This window comes from Alteromonas sp. ISO5, assembly GCF_058105165.1.
Map to the genome: position 1 here is coordinate 4508763 of NZ_CM176572.1, position 17357 is coordinate 4526119.

The 17357-nt window shown below is 44.6% G+C and carries 30 protein-coding genes; 6 read left to right on the plus strand and 24 right to left on the minus strand.

The window, feature by feature from the left end; genetic code table 11:
- Positions 1 to 62: 62 nt before the first annotated feature.
- The 22 genes from AC2T0J_RS20285 to AC2T0J_RS20390 form a co-directional block, all read right to left on the minus strand.
- A complete protein-coding gene (locus tag AC2T0J_RS20285; protein WP_489807552.1) occupies positions 63 to 626 on the minus strand; it encodes a terminase small subunit in 564 nt (187 codons plus the stop codon).
- Positions 626 to 883, minus strand: coding sequence for a hypothetical protein (locus tag AC2T0J_RS20290; RefSeq protein ID WP_489807553.1), 258 nt, complete (start codon positions 881 to 883; stop codon positions 626 to 628). Before AC2T0J_RS20290 ends, AC2T0J_RS20285 begins: the two co-directional genes overlap by 1 nt.
- Before the next feature lie 5 nt (positions 884 to 888).
- Entirely contained in the window at positions 889 to 1131 is a 243-nt protein-coding gene (locus AC2T0J_RS20295) for a hypothetical protein (protein WP_489807554.1), read from the minus strand.
- Positions 1128 to 1535, minus strand: coding sequence for a C40 family peptidase (locus tag AC2T0J_RS20300; RefSeq protein ID WP_489807555.1), 408 nt, complete (start codon positions 1533 to 1535; stop codon positions 1128 to 1130). Before AC2T0J_RS20300 ends, AC2T0J_RS20295 begins: the two co-directional genes overlap by 4 nt.
- A gap of 5 nt (positions 1536 to 1540) precedes the next feature.
- Positions 1541 to 1858, minus strand: a complete 318-nt coding sequence (locus tag AC2T0J_RS20305) for an HP1 family phage holin (protein ID WP_489807556.1) — start codon at positions 1856 to 1858, stop codon at positions 1541 to 1543.
- A gap of 33 nt (positions 1859 to 1891) precedes the next feature.
- A complete protein-coding gene (locus AC2T0J_RS20310) occupies positions 1892 to 2407 on the minus strand; it encodes a hypothetical protein (protein ID WP_489807557.1) in 516 nt (171 codons plus the stop codon).
- Positions 2404 to 2790, minus strand: a complete 387-nt coding sequence (locus AC2T0J_RS20315) for a M15 family metallopeptidase (protein ID WP_489807558.1) — start codon at positions 2788 to 2790, stop codon at positions 2404 to 2406. The genes AC2T0J_RS20310 and AC2T0J_RS20315 overlap by 4 nt, the downstream gene beginning before the upstream one ends.
- A 102-nt stretch (positions 2791 to 2892) precedes the next feature.
- Positions 2893 to 3096 (minus strand): type II toxin-antitoxin system TacA family antitoxin, encoded by a 204-nt coding sequence (locus AC2T0J_RS20320; RefSeq protein ID WP_489807559.1) that lies wholly within the window; start codon positions 3094 to 3096, stop codon positions 2893 to 2895.
- A gap of 1 nt (position 3097) precedes the next feature.
- Entirely contained in the window at positions 3098 to 3352 is a 255-nt protein-coding gene (locus AC2T0J_RS20325) for a hypothetical protein (protein ID WP_489807560.1), read from the minus strand.
- A 65-nt stretch (positions 3353 to 3417) separates the two neighbouring features.
- A complete protein-coding gene (locus AC2T0J_RS20330; protein WP_489807561.1) occupies positions 3418 to 3765 on the minus strand; it encodes a hypothetical protein in 348 nt (115 codons plus the stop codon).
- Positions 3766 to 3883: 118 nt separating this feature from the next.
- A complete protein-coding gene (locus tag AC2T0J_RS20335; protein ID WP_489807562.1) occupies positions 3884 to 4408 on the minus strand; it encodes a hypothetical protein in 525 nt (174 codons plus the stop codon).
- 18 nt (positions 4409 to 4426) lie between these two features.
- A complete protein-coding gene (locus AC2T0J_RS20340; RefSeq protein ID WP_489807563.1) occupies positions 4427 to 4786 on the minus strand; it encodes a RusA family crossover junction endodeoxyribonuclease in 360 nt (119 codons plus the stop codon).
- Positions 4783 to 5079 (minus strand): DUF1364 domain-containing protein, encoded by a 297-nt coding sequence (locus AC2T0J_RS20345; protein WP_489807564.1) that lies wholly within the window; start codon positions 5077 to 5079, stop codon positions 4783 to 4785. The genes AC2T0J_RS20340 and AC2T0J_RS20345 overlap by 4 nt, the downstream gene beginning before the upstream one ends.
- On the minus strand, positions 5079 to 5510 hold the full coding sequence (locus AC2T0J_RS20350; protein ID WP_489807565.1) for a hypothetical protein: 432 nt from the start codon (positions 5508 to 5510) through the stop codon (positions 5079 to 5081). The genes AC2T0J_RS20345 and AC2T0J_RS20350 overlap by 1 nt, the downstream gene beginning before the upstream one ends.
- Complete coding sequence (locus AC2T0J_RS20355; RefSeq protein ID WP_489807566.1) at positions 5507 to 5698, minus strand: hypothetical protein; 192 nt, start codon at positions 5696 to 5698, stop codon at positions 5507 to 5509. The genes AC2T0J_RS20350 and AC2T0J_RS20355 overlap by 4 nt, the downstream gene beginning before the upstream one ends.
- Positions 5695 to 5868, minus strand: coding sequence for a hypothetical protein (locus tag AC2T0J_RS20360; RefSeq protein WP_489807567.1), 174 nt, complete (start codon positions 5866 to 5868; stop codon positions 5695 to 5697). Before AC2T0J_RS20360 ends, AC2T0J_RS20355 begins: the two co-directional genes overlap by 4 nt.
- Entirely contained in the window at positions 5865 to 6410 is a 546-nt protein-coding gene (locus tag AC2T0J_RS20365; protein WP_489807568.1) for a DNA N-6-adenine-methyltransferase, read from the minus strand. Before AC2T0J_RS20365 ends, AC2T0J_RS20360 begins: the two co-directional genes overlap by 4 nt.
- Positions 6410 to 7018, minus strand: coding sequence for a DUF6475 domain-containing protein (locus AC2T0J_RS20370; RefSeq protein WP_489807569.1), 609 nt, complete (start codon positions 7016 to 7018; stop codon positions 6410 to 6412). Before AC2T0J_RS20370 ends, AC2T0J_RS20365 begins: the two co-directional genes overlap by 1 nt.
- Positions 7011 to 7871, minus strand: a complete 861-nt coding sequence (locus AC2T0J_RS20375; RefSeq protein WP_489807570.1) for a replication protein — start codon at positions 7869 to 7871, stop codon at positions 7011 to 7013. The genes AC2T0J_RS20370 and AC2T0J_RS20375 overlap by 8 nt, the downstream gene beginning before the upstream one ends.
- Before the next feature lie 593 nt (positions 7872 to 8464).
- A complete protein-coding gene (locus tag AC2T0J_RS20380; RefSeq protein WP_489807571.1) occupies positions 8465 to 8782 on the minus strand; it encodes a hypothetical protein in 318 nt (105 codons plus the stop codon).
- Entirely contained in the window at positions 8779 to 9798 is a 1020-nt protein-coding gene (locus tag AC2T0J_RS20385) for a phosphoadenosine phosphosulfate reductase domain-containing protein (protein ID WP_489807572.1), read from the minus strand. The genes AC2T0J_RS20380 and AC2T0J_RS20385 overlap by 4 nt, the downstream gene beginning before the upstream one ends.
- Positions 9795 to 10046, minus strand: coding sequence for a LexA family protein (locus tag AC2T0J_RS20390; RefSeq protein ID WP_489807573.1), 252 nt, complete (start codon positions 10044 to 10046; stop codon positions 9795 to 9797). The genes AC2T0J_RS20385 and AC2T0J_RS20390 overlap by 4 nt, the downstream gene beginning before the upstream one ends.
- An 826-nt stretch (positions 10047 to 10872) precedes the next feature.
- Here AC2T0J_RS20390 and AC2T0J_RS20395 point away from each other — a divergent pair.
- On the plus strand, positions 10873 to 11307 hold the full coding sequence (locus tag AC2T0J_RS20395) for a hypothetical protein (protein WP_489807574.1): 435 nt from the start codon (positions 10873 to 10875) through the stop codon (positions 11305 to 11307).
- A gap of 250 nt (positions 11308 to 11557) precedes the next feature.
- On the opposite strand, the gene AC2T0J_RS20400 is transcribed toward AC2T0J_RS20395, so the two are convergent.
- Both AC2T0J_RS20400 and AC2T0J_RS20405 read right to left on the minus strand, forming a co-directional pair.
- Positions 11558 to 11854 carry a hypothetical protein gene (locus tag AC2T0J_RS20400; RefSeq protein ID WP_489807575.1) on the minus strand — a complete coding sequence of 99 codons (297 nt, stop codon included), beginning with the start codon at positions 11852 to 11854 and terminating at the stop codon, positions 11558 to 11560.
- 515 nt (positions 11855 to 12369) lie between these two features.
- Positions 12370 to 12603, minus strand: a complete 234-nt coding sequence (locus AC2T0J_RS20405; RefSeq protein ID WP_489807576.1) for a hypothetical protein — start codon at positions 12601 to 12603, stop codon at positions 12370 to 12372.
- A gap of 220 nt (positions 12604 to 12823) precedes the next feature.
- On the opposite strand from AC2T0J_RS20405, the gene AC2T0J_RS20410 reads away from it, so the two are divergent.
- The 5 genes from AC2T0J_RS20410 to AC2T0J_RS20430 all read left to right on the plus strand — a co-directional run bounded on the left by AC2T0J_RS20410 (position 12824) and on the right by AC2T0J_RS20430 (position 17346).
- Complete coding sequence (locus AC2T0J_RS20410) at positions 12824 to 13240, plus strand: hypothetical protein (protein ID WP_489807577.1); 417 nt, start codon at positions 12824 to 12826, stop codon at positions 13238 to 13240.
- Between the two features lie 141 nt (positions 13241 to 13381).
- Complete coding sequence (locus AC2T0J_RS20415) at positions 13382 to 13657, plus strand: hypothetical protein (RefSeq protein WP_489807578.1); 276 nt, start codon at positions 13382 to 13384, stop codon at positions 13655 to 13657.
- A 238-nt stretch (positions 13658 to 13895) separates the two neighbouring features.
- Positions 13896 to 14723 carry a RecT family recombinase gene (locus AC2T0J_RS20420; protein WP_489807579.1) on the plus strand — a complete coding sequence of 276 codons (828 nt, stop codon included), beginning with the start codon at positions 13896 to 13898 and terminating at the stop codon, positions 14721 to 14723.
- Positions 14720 to 16459 carry a YqaJ viral recombinase family protein gene (locus AC2T0J_RS20425; protein WP_489807580.1) on the plus strand — a complete coding sequence of 580 codons (1740 nt, stop codon included), beginning with the start codon at positions 14720 to 14722 and terminating at the stop codon, positions 16457 to 16459. The genes AC2T0J_RS20420 and AC2T0J_RS20425 overlap by 4 nt, the downstream gene beginning before the upstream one ends.
- Positions 16459 to 17346, plus strand: a complete 888-nt coding sequence (locus tag AC2T0J_RS20430) for a Gabija anti-defense Gad2 family protein (RefSeq protein WP_489807581.1) — start codon at positions 16459 to 16461, stop codon at positions 17344 to 17346. The genes AC2T0J_RS20425 and AC2T0J_RS20430 overlap by 1 nt, the downstream gene beginning before the upstream one ends.
- Positions 17347 to 17357 lie beyond the last annotated feature (11 nt).

Here is a 17357-nt window from a genome sequence, read left to right on the forward strand (position 1 = left end):
CAATATCCAGATTTAAAAGTATTTACCCCGTATATTTTTTATTTTATTGGGTAGCTATTCATTTATTTTGCATGTTTAGGCAAAACTGATCGCTTATCGCCGCTTTCTGCTGATATTTCAGCAATCAGATTATTTACTGTGAACTCGCCTTCAAATTCACGTTTCTCTTTGAATGCCTGAATATCGATATGCTTGCCCAGTAACTCAAGGTTCTTCACCTTGTCGGGCCATTTGATTTTACGTAACACCATTTCAATATCACCAGCCATCACCGTTTGAATATCAAGACCACTGATAGTGGTTCGCCAGGCCTTCGGCCACTGATTTAAAGGCTTGAGCGAGGTCAGGTCGTCTTCAAATATGTCGCAAACGTCCATTTCATCGATTTCAACCAGGCGTTTCAGTACGTAATCAGCGTTGATTTTGTTACGCTCGTTGCGCTCAGACTGCAATTCCTGAACCCTTATCCTAATCTTATCCTGATTGAAGAATTGAACCGCTTTGACGTTGACGGTTTCAGGCTTCATTTTTTCGCAGTTATAGGCGAGTCTGAATGCTTCCGATTTGTTACCAGTATTAAGAAATTGCTGACAGGCTTCTTCTTGTTTTGAGGTTAACTTTGCCATTACTCGCAACACTCCCATAACGGCTTACGGCGAGTATCTACGCAGATATCAATAATATCCCTCTCTAAAACTCGTAATTCGCCAACTAGGGCAATGGGATGAAATGAACCCACAAAACAATTACCAACACTGCAATCATCATTCACGATACAGACGGCAGCAGATTGCATTTCGCCTGACTTTGCTTTTTCCACCAGCGATTCGAGCATGCTAATTAGCTCTTGATTGGGTTGTGCTTTGATTTCAGTCAGGCTCATAGTGGTTACTTTGGTTCTCTAAACATTTTACCCGGGCCAGTAATTACCCAGCGGTATTTTTGGTCGGTAAACAGGTCAAGTCTGAACAGCTGGTCTTTTGTTACCATGTCGATACCACTTTCCGGCACCCAGCTGTCATCTGACTTTTGAAATTCGAGCGTTGCCGTTCCTGTGCTGTTGGCCTCAAAGCGAAAGCCAAGGTCGCGTTGCCCGCCAAATGGTTTACTGTCTGTTAATTCGGTTTTCATTTTGGGAGCCTTGTACTTAACCAGTAAATTATGATTGGTGTGATGTAGTGTGCGTATTTGTCATTCACGGCATCGGAAGCGTATGCAACTAGCTCACTGCAGAACCATCCGTGCTCATCATGTGAGTTTTTACGCCTAAAGAAAATTCCCCAGAGCCCGCGCTTATCGAATGGGGCGCCAAGCTTTGATTTTGCTTTTTCGATATTGCCAAGGAGACAACGGCGCTCGGTGTGAGTGTAACGCGCTTCGAATTCTGCTATTGGGGTGAACTTAACGCCGATTGGGCCCATGGCCTCAAGAACGTGGTCACCGTCTATCATTCCAACGTGTGACCAAGCGGCGGCGGTGCGCCATCTTACCAACCGTGAAATCCAATGATTATTACGGCCGAAGATGACGATCATGACTATTACTTCATGTTACCCGGGGCGTTATTTGCCATTGCCTGCATTGTTGCCTCGTGCAGTTCTTGCTTGCGGCGCTCGTCAGCCGCCTTGAACGCCAAGTCTTTCTGTTTGTACCACCACGTCAGTAGATAGGTAGCGCTACCGATAAATATACCGAAAAATATCCCGAACTCTTGAGAGGTGACGAATCCCCACAAAGCCGTCAGTGCCCCGCTAATGTATGTTGTTGCGCTGGCTTTATCGATCATTGATTTTTCGTCTTTTGGTTGTTCGTTAAAAGTGTGCATGATGATTGTCAACAGGAGATGCAGTGAATACATAATGCTGTATATTCATACATACAAAATTATCAATTAGTTTAACTTTTGCTTCCAAGTTGAGAGCCCTTTGCCAACTTCCCGGAGTCCAAAATACGCGCCTGGTAATCCAAACAGGGTCATCACGACGAATTCACTGGGCACGTCGGCATAAAATACGTATGCAATACCCGCTATTAGTGAGACTGTGGCTTGTATTGGCCGCACCCAACGTATTTTACTCTCCTGGCTGTCGCCGTTACGGATTGTTTGCTGGGTTTCGCTGTGCGCTTTTTGATTATCTTCCAACTCTAAGCGCTTCATTTCAGCGATGTGGTGCCGGATGGATTTTTCTTCTTCCATCGCTATGCGCTGCAATTCGGCGTGAGTGGCCGGGTCCATCTGTAAAGTATCAAGCGCCTGTTGTGGGTCGTCGGTACCGGTGGCAGTTGCGACCATCGACATACCAGCTGCTACAGCGCCGGGAACGTTGCCGGTAAGTAGTGAGCCCACCAGGGCCGCAGATTTACCGCCGTTCTCTTTTAACCAGCCACCTACGCTATCCCAGTTCATTCTGCTATCTCGAAATGTGGCGCATCAACAAATGATTTCCACAGGCCACCCCAGCGAATACTGATACCTAACCGGTGACCGGCCTCAAGCATTGCCGCGGCAACCTGGGCTAAATCTCCCATATCATAACTGGCTTTACCGTCTACATAGGCAAATACGTCGACCGCGTTACCCGTTTGGTGGTGTGATTTGTTTTGATATCCGTCTCTCTGAGATTTGCCAGCGTCGAACAGTGCTTTTTGCTGGTCCGGAGTCCGGTAACCGCCAGTAACGGGAATACCAAAATCTACTTTAGTTAATTCGATGGCGAGTTTAACCACTTCAACCAGTTTAGGGTTAACGCCGTCTAAATGGCGTTTACTTCTTTCACTGAGTTGAAACATTACTTTCCTTCAGGCATAAAAAAAGCCCCGAGGGATTAACCTTGGGGCTTTTGGTGTACTTCTGCGAGTATGGTGAAATCTTATGCAAACCTCGGCAAATAGTCAACCACTTTGTTTTGCTCTTTTTTGAGCCTCTTCAACAGCCAGGCCGAGCATAAAACTGGCAATGGTTTCACCATGTTTTAAGTTGGCGACAATTAGCGACTTATCATCAGGGTGACAGCGCATTTGTATCTGCGCTGTGGCTTTCTCTGACGCAGGCTTGGCAGCGTGGCGCTTGCCTGAGTTGTGATGTTGTTTAGTCATTTCAAAACCCAATTTCGTCATTAAATTCATCAGTCTGGGCCATTAATGTGTTGTGAAGCTGAGCAACGCCAATATCGCACGAATCCCAAACCCAGCATCCCTTTTCTGTCCTTGCCATATTTAATGCTGTTTTTAATATTAATTGCGTATCCTCGATCGGCAGTTTAACTATTTTTCTTGATATGGTTTCACATTGATTTGAGTTATTTAGGCGTTTTGTACCCGTTTTTTTGTATACGCCGAGCAACTTTAACACCGCTTGATCACCATCGCGGGAAATGGTGACCCGGGGAGAACCCCCGAGCCAATCTTTAGAAACCCTCACTTTTTAGCTAAAAACTCTCGGTTAACCTGCTCTGATGTTTCTGAGTCAGGGTTAATTCCCAGCATGGTCATTACAAAAGATGCGGCGGCCATTTCTGACATAGTTAAAAAATCATCAGAATCATAACCAACATTAACAATGTTGCCTCCACCGGTGTAACCTGTGACAACTACGCCATTTTTCCATGCTAAATAGCGATTTTGAAATTTAAATACTATTGTGTTGTTCGATTCGATGTGGCACTGGCAATCCCATTCGCCGCCTTCTTTCTCTAATGCATCATTAATAAGAAATTCAACTTCTGAACAAAAGTCGTGGTTTTCTTTTTGAAATTCTGTAAGCATTTTCTTTTCCTCTTAGTCTCAGTTCCGCTGAGCCGGTATACCGTCTTGGTATGGTTTAAAGATACACCTACAATTATTATTTGTCAATACAAATAATAAAATTAATTTAAACTATTTTTCAGGCTGCATCCTCATCACTATCACTCATTGCGGCTCGCAAATGACTTAGTGCCTCGCTGTTCCATTCAAAAAGTTTTTGCAATATGGCGCTGTAAGTCTGGTCGATTTTAGGTGGTAGCTTATTGCCATTTATTTTCAAGCGGCGACATATTTCACTTTTACTGACCGGCTTTACTTCCTGCTCCCCGGTCGCTCGATTCATACGCATAGCGGGTTGCTGAATTTCTTTAATGGCGCAATTGATAAGCTTGGATACCGCTTCAATCTCTACATTAAGACCTGCACGAATCATCACGCTCATAACGCCAGCTTTAACGATAAAACCGCAGCGACGATCATCCGCGTAAATCAGCTTGGCGAGATAATAAGCATGCCTATCCAGTTTTTTACCTGTATTTGGATGGGCCATTGCGAGCATTGCGGCCACCTCCATTTTATTGTCAGGCACTCCACCCGCAGGCATGCCGTCGATTTGTTTTGATTTCGTTGTCAATTTCGCTAGCTCTTTTTCAGGACACGCCATTTTTCACCTCGCGCACGGCTAAGCCGCTTTCTTTTTAGAAATTCTAACAATGACCTTGCCACCCTTAAGCAGATCACATTTTGTACTGGTTAACTTGACTATTTGACTGTCATCTTTGAAAACACCGGCAGACTCAAGCGCATCCAGCAATGCTTTGTTGATATTGTCCAGATCACGTTTCCTTTTGTCTGGCGGGTACACTTCTATATCAACCTCAATTTCTTCAGTAACGTAATTACAGACTTTCTTCTCCATTGCTGCCGCCAGTACTTCAACTCTAAAAGCTTTACCTTCAGGCTTAATATAACGGCCACCTCTCGGCCCCTGGCCGTAATAGTGATTTACAGTTGGTGGATAAGGTAGCTCAAGTTTAATCATGCGATTTTCATTAGCCCCTGTTCTAACCAGATTGCTCTAGTGCGTTCTGCACCCTCTTTTGCCATCAACTTCAACTCAAGGCGGCTGTAATTAGTTTTTAATCGTCCGTCTATCGCATCATGGCAGGCGCTGCAGCAAAATGCTGCCTCAGTATCATCCGGTTTCATTCCCATACCTGAGTTACTGCCGACGTGCGCTAAAACGGTTGTTTCATTGTTAAAGTTGCATATACCTGGTATTCGAACCTGGCAATCTTGCCCTCTCGCTGAGTTGCGCAGTTTTTTGCTTTTCATTACGCCGCTGCCCCCATGTTTTCCTTGCATGGCCAGGGAACATAAACCCCCATTTTTTCAGCCAGCGTCTTATTCAAAATGTCGTAAATTGCCGGATAATCAGCTGTGCTCGCCTGCGTGGTGGATTTCTTACCGTTGTACGCATGCTGAACTGGGCGCCATAGGTGCTCTTTTACCGCTGCCGCGGTCCAGGTGATTTCCTGTCGCTTCGACATTTCCAGCACCTGGCGCACATCAAAACCCTGTCGGTTTAATTCGTCAGCAACCATACTCAGCCACAAGTGGAGCGAATTATTTTGCAGTTGGCTACGCTGCTTTTCTGTTGTGGTTTGAATCATTAACCACTTATCATTCTCCCACTTGTTTCGCAGCTCCTGAATGGCTTCCTCAAGTGACTGACGGCTGTTGATGACTCGAAACTGACCTTTCATCGTTCAGACCTCCGGCGGCGCGCACCCATTGCCCGGTAGAGCTGATTGACAACGATTACCGAGCATGTGGCTATCACCGCTAATACGGCCAAGCCGTTAACCGTAGTTAGCTCCGCAATTACCAGCATGGCACCAATGCAATAAGCAATGGCGATAACCAGCGCAGAAATGATGATTTTATCTTTCACGCCAACTCCTTAAACATCTGTTCGAAATCCTCAAAGATATTTCCTGGCTGTTTGTTTGCCCGTTCCTCGGCAGCGTCTAGTGCCTCCTTGCGTTTACGCATTTGAGCGCTGGCGCTTTCTTCCTTTGCGTATGGTGGGCGGATCCAGTTGGTTGGTTGCGGGTTGCTCACGCTGCATGCTCCTTACTTTCGATTGCGCCCTTCTCCATCAAAGCGGTTTTTGCAATATAGGTAGTGTGGCAATAACCGATGCGGTGAGGATCAAAGACAAAAATAACCTGACCTTTTGGGTTATCTTTTGCTGGTACGCCATTTTTAATAAAACCAATGCGGCCGTTTTGGTAAGTTTTATCAGCCTTACTGCCTGAAGCTATAAGCACTCTTATTTCGGTAACGTATGGCAATAGGTAAGCGCCCCATTCGTTCGACAAGTCGTGGTTAAGCAGCATAACAGTGCCGCGCCCAGCCAATTGGGCCTCAATAGCCTTTTTAATGAATGGGAAAGGGTTAGAATATGGAGGATTACACCAAAGCCATTTGCCGAACGTGCCACCGGCCTTTGTCCAATCCTGCTTTAACGCATCATCTTCGATTGTCCAGTATTCAGGGCACTTAGCGGTGCTATGCTCGGCGCAAACGTCAAAACCAAAGCAAAATTCTTGATCCAGCGCGTGGAATATTTCTGGCGGTGTTGCCCAGGTATCGTTTGACATTACGCTGACTCCCTTTTGCTTTTATCTTCCAGTGAAGTGCCTTTCTGCCGGGATTTTACGCCCTGTTCTATAGCGCTTAATGCTGCGCCCTGCTCTGCCTTGTGCTTCTGGATATCCGCAAGCCCGGCGATATGACTGGGAAGTTGATCGATCGGTCTGCGTTCAAAGTCTGTATAGGTGCTGACAAAACGCTTTTGCATGAATTCCAAGTCTTTTATGGATAGGCTGCACAGGTGTGGCCACCCCCCTAAACTATTTACAGTCGCAGCGGTTATGGGATCCTTGAACTTGGGTGTTCTCCAGGTGCCACAGCCGCTAATCGCTTTCATGACGTTTAGCCATTGCATTTCGGCTTGGCCTTTCAAATTCTCAAGCGCCTGCTTTTCCGACACCTCAAAGAATCGAACTATGTCAGCTGGCTTAGGTGGGTACTGGCCGCGTTCAGGGTCCGTTATGTGCCGAGTGAGCCCCTTGCAAACGTCTTCGATTGGGTAAGGCTTTAACGCTGCCCACCAGATTTTTACCAGCATTTCGCTGCACTCTTTGCTGTACACTTCCAGCGTTCCATAAAGCGCTTCTGCGAATCTTGTTCTATCAGAATCAATCATGGCTACCTCCGTTTACAAAGTCCGTAAATACACGTTGATTGTTTTCAGAAACTCGCTGCTGTCGGGTTTGGAAGTTTCCGGGCTGCGGTGGAGTCTTTGGCTCAAATAGCCCTTGGTAGCCGTTTGAAATAGAGTTTTGAATTATGGCTTCGATGTCGTGACCTTTTGCGTGCCATGTAGCCAGTTGTTTGAGTTGCATGTTTGCAGCTCTGAGCGTGAACGGCTTTTTAATTTCGATGCGGTGCTCTACCAGTTCGGTCCAAAGTGAATGACTTAGGAAGCTTGGCAGTTCAAGGTTTAACACTTCAGATTTGACGTTTGGTTTTTTAGGTTTCGCCTTATCTTTTGTAATATTTTCTCTTGTTTGTTTTTCTTTTATTTTGTGTGAGTCGTTTTTGACTGGTTTTTCAGTCGTTTTTGACTGGTGGTTAGTCGTTTTTGACTGGTTTGTAAGTCGTTTTTGACTGGTTTCACTTTCAGTCGTTTTTGACTGGTTTTCAAAAGGGAGCCACTCAGAAATGGTAGTATTTATGCCTATTTTTCTCCCTTCTCTGATTAATATTTTTCGCTCAACGAGGCCATTTTTGATTTTATTGATATTGCCCTTTGTACCTTCAGACAACCCCATGAATTCAGCGAACTGGCTTTCGCTAATCCAGTCCATTTTTTTCTTGTAGCCAAAGGTCTTTTCAATAATGCAATCGATTAGAGCCCTTTCTCGACCATTGAGCTTGTAAACTCCGAACTTTCCAAGCTCAGCATTTATGCTGTTAGCCAACATAATAAAGCCTTCGCTTGTATCAGCTATCACAACCGGCCTCTCGAATTTGTATATTTCTGCAGTTTGCGTCATAATGACTCCTGATTGATATGAAACCCGCGATTTGGTTTGCCGACCTAGCGGGTTTTTTATTGTCTAGCGTTCGGCCCTTACGGGCTGAGCGCGATTTAAATAGTGCCGGTTACCCTCTTCCGGCGTTACGTCATGCCAGTACAAATCTGACCTTCTTGTAACGGAGCATCAAAATTCGGTTGATGACCCTAGTTCGTATGGGTTACCGCTAACAGTGACGAACATGTTTAGCGGAGTTACTACACCCTTCTCTTCTTCAATGTATAGGTAAAGCGCGGCCGCAAATGTGCAACCCTTAACGCTTTGGTGTAACCGCCTGACGGACGCTACTTGAATCTACTTCGCGCTACCCGTAGCATTGCCGTTTAAGTGACGGGTGCTTCCCAAGCAGTTACCCAAAACGCACTCTTTCGAGTGATCGCCCCTCTTTCGCCACTGTCGTGGCTAACAGCTGTAATAGAACTCATTTAACTCTGGCTTGTATATTCAGCTGATCTAGTTGTCCGGTAACTACAGGCATGAGGACACATAATTCAGTACAACTGGGCTACGCATATACCAGACGCTATTCAATACCAGCCAACTGCGCCGACTCAAAAATGGTAAGCGCGCATACCACGCCCCAAAATGCGAAAAACGCAATCTTTTCCTTGTTGCGCTCCAAGGCTGGAAACTTTCTTTTCAGCCACCAAATAAAAGCACTTCTCATGGTTTTCTATCCCCTTGTTCAGTTTTTCCCGCACCGGACAGCTGGTAGGCTGTTCGTACAACAAATGGGAGGATTGATGATGTTGAAATACACTAAAATCGTTAGCGCAAGACACTGCATTGTTGTTATGACCATTGAAATCATTGACGGCCGCGAGGTTTACCGGGTTCGCACATACCCACAGCGCCAGTAGCGTGTTCATGCGGCCACCTCTTGGAATAAATCTATCTGACCAAACGGCTCACAAGAATTTGCACAAACGTTGGTATCCCGCATGCTGCGAATGGTGTATAAAATCTCGTCGCGGCTCATTCCTTCGAAATGTTCAGCGATCGACTGAATTGAATTTGTACCACGGTACATTACGCCTTTTTCAAACCCTGAACCCTCGTTCAACCTTCCGTTGCCGTTCTCAATAACCTGTAACCACAGTTCAAGTAAATCAGGTTCATCGCGCATGGCCAGCGCTACTTTGTTTACAGATTTTTTAATGCAAAACACGCAATTGCCCAGATGCTCGTCGATACCTAAATCAAAAGTCTGTTTTCCCCAAAAGTTAAGAACGTCTTGTTTCTCGACTTCCTCCAACTCGCACAGATAGCGTAAGCCCGCAGAATTAAGCGCATTAACTCGCGCTTTAATTAAATCCCGAGTTGAGCCAACTAAACGCCATTGCATTAAATCGCTACCGTTTAACGCATCGTTGAATAAATGGTGCAGTTCAGCGCTGTGCAATCGATGCTTGCGCAGTTGCTGCCAGCACGTTTTGCCAAAATACCGCCCCGGCTCGTCAGAGCGGTAACCAATCCAGTTTGACCGCTCATTCCAACCCATCAGTTGACAATACTTAGTGTTGATTTCTTCTTTCATCCGGGTTGTACACCACGCGCTTGCAACTGTGGGAATACCGTGCTTTTTCATCATTTGTGCAAACGGGCCATTAATTAGGTCCAGTCCAATTTCATTCACGGAGACCACTTCCACGGTCTGCCCCTGCCTTACGCCCACCGGTTGATTGAAGTTGCCGCGCAAACAATGTAGATGAATACCAAAATGCTTTACCACACTCCGGATAAACTCATAAGTTTTAGGGTGCTCTGCCCCGGTATCCATAAAAACATACTCAACATCCCAGCCCTCACTGATGCGCTTTTGCTCCATCAAGTGAACCAAGTAAGCTGATGTTCTGCCGCCTGAAAAGCTGACTACGTGCTTCATGCGGCCTCGCCTTTCGGCCAGCTGGCCATGAACTGCTTGAATTTGATGGTGCGCTGGTAGCATTTGCGCCCTGGCACCTGTTTTAAAAAGCCTTTGTTCACCAGTGCCACTACGTTACCCCAGGCAGCATTCGGGTTTACGCTGAATGAATCAGCCATTTCCCTACATGTAGGAAAGTTGTCAAACCGGCGCATGTAAATATCGATGTAGGCCATATAGCGGTATTGGGTGTCGGTTGGTATAGTCATGATTAACCGCCTTTTCTCTGTATGAGAATTGACAGAATCAAAATATCGATAACGCTGATGACTAAAAAGGAAATTAGTAGCGCTATGAAAACCGGCCCATCTGATGCAAAAAAAATCAAACCTAAGCTTGCCAACAGACTAATTAAGGGCGCAATACCCATGCACTTTCGGCTAGTTCGGAAAGATAAGTATTTCGCTGCGGCCTGCTTGAAGTACTGGTATATAAATATAGGTGTACCGGTAGTCGCTTTCGCAGTACATGAAAGAACGCTGCGCATAGAGGCCGGTAATTTCGAATATGTTTTATGGTTAACGCCTATTTTCCCATTGGCGTACTTTTTTATGCATGCGCATTTCCACTCTAAGGAAATAGCCCGGCGAGTCCGAATAAAAAGCATGGAGCTAAAAACGGTCAGAGCTTTAAGAAAGTGATCAGAGGTTGGCATTAGGCTGCCTCCCCTCTCGTCGGATCGGGGAATACATCGTCAAAATTACAGTCAACACCCAACTTATTGAATCCAGCGACAATCTGCCGGCAGTCGTTTATATTTGGTGTCCGGAAGCCTATTTCATAATTTCTTATGCGACTACCAGTGCTCCACCCAATAGCATTCGCCAATGACTGTGAAGAAATTTTATGCTTTATTCTGAAATCTCTTAACTGGCTCACCTTATCTTTCACCTGTCACGTATTTTAAATACATTTTTCACGTTTCGTGACAAATAGTCAAGCGATTAGAAGCAATATTTATTTTTTTACTTTGCCGGATGACACGTATTGTGTTAATTTTGGTTATATTATTTTGATAAATGAAAAGTGAACATAATGAGTGATGCGGCAACTAAATCTCGGATAGATCCTGAGCTTAAAATGCTAATAGCAAAAAGAGTGTCTGAGTTGGTAAAAAGCACCGGGCTTGACCCCGATGTTGTCGGATTTCGTTGTGGATGGAAAAGCAGAAGCAGACTGATTAATTACATGACTGGCCACAGAACGCCAGGCATTGCAGAACTCATGCAGCTTGATAAAGCACTAGAGCCCATTTTAGGGCCGTACGCCAGTTTCTATGTACTTTATGGAAAATCTATAAGTGACGCTGCAGGCGAGCCGATGTCAAACGAATTGCCAATTAGCGTAGCTACTCGAAGTTTGCGTGATTTGATATCTGGTTATGCTGAAATGAATAGGATAGAGGTTGAACCAAAGTTAACACTATCCAAAATGATAGAAGACTTCCTTGCTCTTTGCAGAAAGAAATAGATCGAAATAATGATGTTGAAACAAAAAATTCATTACATCTGTTATTCTTACTCACTGATTATGCTCTTGATACTGCTATTCCCTCCTTTCGTAGGAATAAACAGCGGTGGCTCAATTCGCAACCTTGGCTTTTCTTTTATTCTAAACTCCCCGAATGGAATTAGATCTGTAGTAAATACAGATCTTCTCGCAATAGAAATAGCAGGGGCTACATTAATTTTTGCTTCAATTTTAATAGCCCATAATTCAATTAAGACCTTTTTATTTGAATCTTAGTTACGTTTTTATAGCTTGACTTGTCCTTTGCTTTTTTAGATCTTTGCTCGCAATTCATAATTACTTTCTTCCTCCACATTACGAGCCTTTCAATTTGGTCATCTGGTTGAGTTTTATATATTTCGTAATATTCATCAAGAAGCCTTTCCGAGTTCGCAGTTAGGTTAATTTCAGAATCTATGCGCCATTGCTTTATTAATCCATTGAGTTTGATTGCGCCAAAAGTGCCAAATATTAAAACCACAAAAACCATTTCCAGTCCGTTAGCCATTTGTTACTCCTTGGTTTTTAGTGAACGATATTATAACTGCCAGCGCATAATAAACACACATCATTGTTATTATTGCGTTAAAAGCAGGTATTAAATTGCTTATCACCCATCCTAAGTAATCAGTCTTTAAAATTGCCCTATCTATGTATCTACCCACCTGGACAAACCCCATAATTAAGAATGACAAAAGAACTGCCATGCTAAAAAAGGAATACTCTAGCCTTTTCTTTGTACAGATAAACACTGATATATAAACGAAGGCAAAGTCAGCAAACCCCATCCCAAGATACCAGACTTGCCAGTCATAGTATTGGGACGGATAAAGCTTTGTGAGGATCCCGGAGAGCCACTCTAGAGACAAATGTATACTAGATGTGATAATCATAAGTAATACAACCCATTCAAATGAATGGTGTTTCGAGCCTCCTGTTTCTCTCAGTGACTTAAATAAAAATATTATTGAAAGGGCCGCCGCCTCAATGACAAGCGACCATTTATTTATTTCAAATAGAACTTCATTCATTTAACGTTTTTTTTGGCGGCTCGTTGCCTCCACCATTACCGCTTAAAGTTTGTATAAAACAATAAAACGGAATTGCTGAAGAGCACGTTATCGCCTCACTCCCTTTCTCTTTTTTCGGCGGCGGCTCGTTGCCACCCCCATTTCCACTGGCTAATGCTTCGCCTACGAAAATTAAACCAGAAGTTGACAACACAATGCAAATTATTGACTTAGCTATTTTTTTCATTTGATAGAACCCTAATGTAGATAGACAAGAAAAACTGTTTTTATATACAGTCCTTTCCATGCTACCCCTATTAGATACACCTATCAATTCAACTCCCCTCAAATATAACATTACGAGAATATTTTGTCACGTTTCGTGTTGACATTATTTTCATGTTGGTCAATAATCATCACATATCGAAACATTAGTTAACCCGTAACGAAACAAGGGAGTTATAAAGATGACGTCTTTCCCAGTAACAACTCAAATCGATCGCCACTGCAACCCACCGGTTGCGGCCCCTATTCAACTAAACCCTGATATGGCGGTATTTCGCTTAGTGCAACGTCATTGCCCTTGGTACGTCGATGCCAGCCTGATTGATGTTGTAGCGGTGGCGTATGAGAACTTCACAACAAGCGGCAAGGCAGTTATTACAACTGTTGACGGTGACGCCATTTTTACTCGCCATGGCATTAAAGAAGCCTTTACGGAAGAAACGGACTTACTCGATGCAATGATCGATAAGTTAGAGGCCGACCCTATCGACGCGCAGCGTTATTACAAAAACAAAATCAACGAAATGGCTATTGATGCAATGTACGAAGCTATTTACCAGCAAAACTACGAGTTGGCAGATATTAAGGAAGTGGCATGAGTTACTTTGAATTATTCCTAATTTTTATAGGCTTCGCGGCTTTTGGCTTTGCTTTCGCCTTTTGGTTAGCCAGAGGCATGCACGGCGACGACGAAGAATAGAAAAGCCCCTTTCAAAACTGAAAAAAGGAGATAAAAGACGATGTGCAATTGTTTTGAAGAAACACTAGAGCGAGTCAAAGAACATGTAAAACAACAGTTACCCAAAGATGCTGAAGACTTGAAAGCGGACTGGGAAGGTAGAGCATTTATGCTAAGCCAGGGCGAGTTCGCGCCGACAAGCCCGAAAATCGAATACAGCTTTCAACCGATGAAAAACGACGGAACGCCGACCAAGAATCGCCGCAAAGACACGGTTAGCATTTTAGCCAGTCATTGCTGTTATTGCGGTGAAAAGTACGACAGGCCTGAAAAGTAAAAAGCCCCTGTTACGGGGCCTCAACCAACGGCCGTCATTGTTTGCAGACGAAAGCGGCCAATCAGCAATGAGGATAATACCATGAAACAAAAATTTATTAACACGTTACCTAACATGGTAACAAAAGAACTTCGCGCTCAAATCATAGATGTCATTCAGCGCGGAATCTGCTCCCCCCAGGATATAGCAAACTTTGCCCTATCGCTCGCTACTGACTCTGAGCGCCGGGAGGTGAAGCATGGGTAATTCAGACATCATCCAAAGCCAACACAGTGTAACCACTAACGTTACACCTCAAGGATTAATCCTTAACAGCCAGGCAATGTCTCAAATAATTGCTTTCTCTGAAATGATGGCTCAGGGGCATTGCACGGTTCCTAAGCACCTTCAGGGTAACTCAGCTGACTGCATGGCTATTGTTATGCAATCCGCTCGCTGGAATATGGATCCTTTCGCTGTCGCTCAAAAGACGCACATCGTTAACGGCAATCTTGGTTATGAGGCCCAACTTGTTAATGCTGTTGTTATCGCCAACGCTCCAATCAAAGAGCGGTTGAAATTCAAATACTACGGTGATTGGGATGCTTACATTGCCAGTGGATTGAGAAAGGAAAATGAAGCTGTTCTGGGCGTAGAGGTGTCAGCAACGTTTAAAAGTGAAAGCGAGGCGCGTTCGTTAAAAGTCGATCTCGCCTTAATCACCACCCGAAATTCCCCCAACTGGAAAAGCGACCCTCGCCAGCAGATTGCCTATGTAGGCACAAAGCGGTGGGCTCGCCTTTACTGTCCAGAAGTTATTTTGGGTGTTTATACGCCCGATGAATTTGATGAGCCAGGGAAGCGAGAAGAGCGCTCTGTTAACGAGGCTCCTCAGCGCTCTGATTCATCAGAGAAACCAGAATACACGCAGGATAAATTTGATTCACTTTCACCCAAATGGATCAAGTTTATATCGGCCGGCAAAGCAACGCCTGATGACATTATCGAGAGTATTTCTTCAGAGTTTTCTGTGCCTGATGAAATACAAGAACAGATCCGCAATCTCGGACAGGGAGAAACAGCATGAAAAAGTTAGATTTAGTTCAAGGTACCAAAGAATGGCTGGAAGCTCGTGCTAAGTATTTCACAGCATCTGAAGCGCCAGCCATGATGGGCGCCCACAAAAACATCAGTCGCACCAACCTACTCGACCACAAGAAAGGTTGGACGTCAATTGTTGACGACTACACCCTTAGGCTTTTCGAGCGCGGCCATGAGGCCGAAGAAATGGCCCGGCCGATTGCCAGCCAGGTGATTGGTGAGGCTTTATTGCCTGCCGTGGCCATTGATGACGAAATAACCTATCTCGCCTCTTTCGATGGCATTACGATGTTTGAAGATATTCTTTTCGAGCACAAACTCTGGAACAAAACGCTTGCTGAAAACGTGCTAAACAATGTTCTAGAGCCGCATTACTACTGGCAGTTAGAGCATCAATTATTGGTATCTGGTGCGGAAAAGGTTTTATTCGTTACCAGTGATGGCACTGCCAACAATTTTCAACATATGTTTTATGAGTCAGTGCCAGAACGCCGTGAAAAACTAATAAAAGGCTGGGCTCAGTTTTCAAAAGATTTAATGGCGCACACGCCGGAAGCTAAATCAGAAAAAGTTAAAGCTGAAAAAGCAGACATTTCTTTGCCAACCATCAACTACAAAATGAATGGCCTGGCACTTGAATCAAACCTTGAAGCGTATAAGCAAGCCGCGCTCGATCTGGTAGAACAATCACAGAAGCCGCTGGAAAGCGATCAAGACTTCGCTAATGCCGAAGCCCGGCAAAAGGTATTCAGCAAAGCTGAGGGCGATATTAAAGACGCTTGCGACCGGGTAATGGGTGAAATCGATAGCATTGACGCCTTTGTCAAAGATATGCGCTTTATCGCAGAGAACATCCGTCAGGCTCGTCTGGCCGAGGGCAAACAGATTAAAGCGCGTAAAGAAGAAATCCGCGCCGAAGTTATGTCATCAGCAAACGCGGAAATCATTGCCGCGAAGAGCGAGGCGGAAAACAAAATCAACGCTAACCTGCCTGCTCTGTCCGTCAATATCGCCAATGCCATGAAAGGCAAGCGCACCATTGATTCACTCAAAGATGCAGCAGCTGGCGAAGTGGCCCAGGCTAAAATAGAAATCAATGAGTACGTTGAATTAGCCATGGGTAACGCGCTGTGCCTTTCCACTAAAGCACAAGGTTATGACTTCCTCTTTAACGACTGGCAGCAAATTGCATTCAAGGCCACTGACGACTTTAAGGCGCTTGTTAAATCAAGAATTGCTGACCACAAAGAGCGCGAAGCCAAGCGTGAGGAAGAACAACGCGCACGTATCCATGCTGAGGAAGAAGCCAAGGCAAAACGTGAAGCAGAGGCGAAGTTACGCGCAGAAGAAGCGGCTAAGCGTAAAGCTGAACAGGAACGCCGGGCGGCAGAGCAGGCAGCTAAGCGCGATCAGGAAATGCTGGAGCAACAAGCCTCAGCAGCTAAAGCGCAAGCCGAAGTTGATAAACAGTCCAAACAGGAGGTAACCGCCAATGAAGCGTCAGAAGTTGAAAGCGAACCGGAAGCGAAGCCAACGCAATACCTGGGCCACCCTGGCAGCAAAAAGCCGGACACAGCCAAGCGTAAGCTAAGCATGCTGGAAATCAACGGCATCATTAACTTTGTATCGTCAATTACGGCCAGCGAAGAAACGCCGTTCTCAGAAGAACTTCAGCGCCGGGCTGATAATTACATTCAGAAACATAGCAGTGAGGCGGCGTAATGAGACCAGCTAAAGCAAAAACAATCAAAAAAGTCATTAAGTCTAAGATTGATGATTGGCTTTCTTCTCTGCCTGATGAATTGTCAAAAAAGGTTAAAAATAAGATTATCGTTAGTGGCGGATGCATTACAAGCATGCTGCGCGGTGAACAAATAAACGATTTTGATTTTTATCTAAAGGATAAAGATTCTGCGCTCCTTATTGCTCAACACTACTGTAATTTGCATTGTTATGAAGGCATATCAGTTGTTGAGGAAAGATCAGAGAACATCAAAGGCGAACTTGAAGACAGAGTAATTATAGTCGTTCAAAGTGAAGGTGTTTCTGGTGAAAACCCTGATGAGATTGACGAGTCTAAAGAGTGGGCAGACGACGAAGCAACTGACGAACAGCCGAAAGATAAATACAAGCCACAATTCATAAGCCGTAACGCTATCACTCTATCTGGGAAAGTTCAGATCATTACGCGTTTTTTTGGTGATGCTGAAGAAATACATAAAAATTTCGACTTCATTCACGCTACATGCTGGTATGAAAGTGATGGCGGCAAGCTTGAATTGCCACAAAAAGCGCTAGAGTCAATATTAAGCCAATCTCTTTACTATTCAGGGTCTCTTTACCCAATAGCTTCAATATTCCGAGTTCAAAAATTCGTAAATCGCGGATGGCGAATTACAGCTGGTGAATTGCTGAAAATTATGTGGCAGATAAGCGAAGTTGATATGTCTGACCACAAGATTCTCACAGATCAACTGACAGGTGTTGATGCAGCATACATGAATGGCCTTATCTGTGCCCTTGCTGATGTTAACGGAGATAAGATAAATAGCACATATGTTGGAGAAATTATTAACAGGATTTTCAATAGCGAATCTTCTGGCGAATAGATGGAATGGAC

Coding starts and splice junctions, on each gene's coding strand:
- AC2T0J_RS20405 (WP_489807576.1), bottom strand. CDS start 12,603: ATGAAAAAAATAGCTAAGTCAATAATTTGCATTGTGTTGTCAACTTCT.
- AC2T0J_RS20395 (WP_489807574.1), top strand. CDS start 10,873: ATGAGTGATGCGGCAACTAAATCTCGGATAGATCCTGAGCTTAAAATG.
- AC2T0J_RS20370 (WP_489807569.1), bottom strand. CDS start 7,018: ATGATTGATTCTGATAGAACAAGATTCGCAGAAGCGCTTTATGGAACG.
- AC2T0J_RS20285 (WP_489807552.1), bottom strand. CDS start 626: ATGGCAAAGTTAACCTCAAAACAAGAAGAAGCCTGTCAGCAATTTCTT.
- AC2T0J_RS20425 (WP_489807580.1), top strand. CDS start 14,720: ATGAAAAAGTTAGATTTAGTTCAAGGTACCAAAGAATGGCTGGAAGCT.
- AC2T0J_RS20380 (WP_489807571.1), bottom strand. CDS start 8,782: ATGAACACGCTACTGGCGCTGTGGGTATGTGCGAACCCGGTAAACCTC.
- AC2T0J_RS20330 (WP_489807561.1), bottom strand. CDS start 3,765: ATGCTTACAGAATTTCAAAAAGAAAACCACGACTTTTGTTCAGAAGTT.
- AC2T0J_RS20335 (WP_489807562.1), bottom strand. CDS start 4,408: ATGGCGTGTCCTGAAAAAGAGCTAGCGAAATTGACAACGAAATCAAAA.
- AC2T0J_RS20415 (WP_489807578.1), top strand. CDS start 13,382: ATGTGCAATTGTTTTGAAGAAACACTAGAGCGAGTCAAAGAACATGTA.
- AC2T0J_RS20350 (WP_489807565.1), bottom strand. CDS start 5,510: ATGAAAGGTCAGTTTCGAGTCATCAACAGCCGTCAGTCACTTGAGGAA.
- AC2T0J_RS20340 (WP_489807563.1), bottom strand. CDS start 4,786: ATGATTAAACTTGAGCTACCTTATCCACCAACTGTAAATCACTATTAC.
- AC2T0J_RS20390 (WP_489807573.1), bottom strand. CDS start 10,046: ATGACTATACCAACCGACACCCAATACCGCTATATGGCCTACATCGAT.
- AC2T0J_RS20430 (WP_489807581.1), top strand. CDS start 16,459: ATGAGACCAGCTAAAGCAAAAACAATCAAAAAAGTCATTAAGTCTAAG.
- AC2T0J_RS20420 (WP_489807579.1), top strand. CDS start 13,896: ATGGGTAATTCAGACATCATCCAAAGCCAACACAGTGTAACCACTAAC.
- AC2T0J_RS20290 (WP_489807553.1), bottom strand. CDS start 883: ATGAGCCTGACTGAAATCAAAGCACAACCCAATCAAGAGCTAATTAGC.
- AC2T0J_RS20320 (WP_489807559.1), bottom strand. CDS start 3,096: ATGACTAAACAACATCACAACTCAGGCAAGCGCCACGCTGCCAAGCCT.
- AC2T0J_RS20310 (WP_489807557.1), bottom strand. CDS start 2,407: ATGAACTGGGATAGCGTAGGTGGCTGGTTAAAAGAGAACGGCGGTAAA.
- AC2T0J_RS20305 (WP_489807556.1), bottom strand. CDS start 1,858: ATGTATTCACTGCATCTCCTGTTGACAATCATCATGCACACTTTTAAC.
- AC2T0J_RS20295 (WP_489807554.1), bottom strand. CDS start 1,131: ATGAAAACCGAATTAACAGACAGTAAACCATTTGGCGGGCAACGCGAC.
- AC2T0J_RS20300 (WP_489807555.1), bottom strand. CDS start 1,535: ATGATCGTCATCTTCGGCCGTAATAATCATTGGATTTCACGGTTGGTA.
- AC2T0J_RS20345 (WP_489807564.1), bottom strand. CDS start 5,079: ATGAAAAGCAAAAAACTGCGCAACTCAGCGAGAGGGCAAGATTGCCAG.
- AC2T0J_RS20315 (WP_489807558.1), bottom strand. CDS start 2,790: ATGTTTCAACTCAGTGAAAGAAGTAAACGCCATTTAGACGGCGTTAAC.
- AC2T0J_RS20400 (WP_489807575.1), bottom strand. CDS start 11,854: ATGGCTAACGGACTGGAAATGGTTTTTGTGGTTTTAATATTTGGCACT.
- AC2T0J_RS20385 (WP_489807572.1), bottom strand. CDS start 9,798: ATGAAGCACGTAGTCAGCTTTTCAGGCGGCAGAACATCAGCTTACTTG.
- AC2T0J_RS20365 (WP_489807568.1), bottom strand. CDS start 6,410: ATGTCAAACGATACCTGGGCAACACCGCCAGAAATATTCCACGCGCTG.
- AC2T0J_RS20410 (WP_489807577.1), top strand. CDS start 12,824: ATGACGTCTTTCCCAGTAACAACTCAAATCGATCGCCACTGCAACCCA.
- AC2T0J_RS20375 (WP_489807570.1), bottom strand. CDS start 7,871: ATGACGCAAACTGCAGAAATATACAAATTCGAGAGGCCGGTTGTGATA.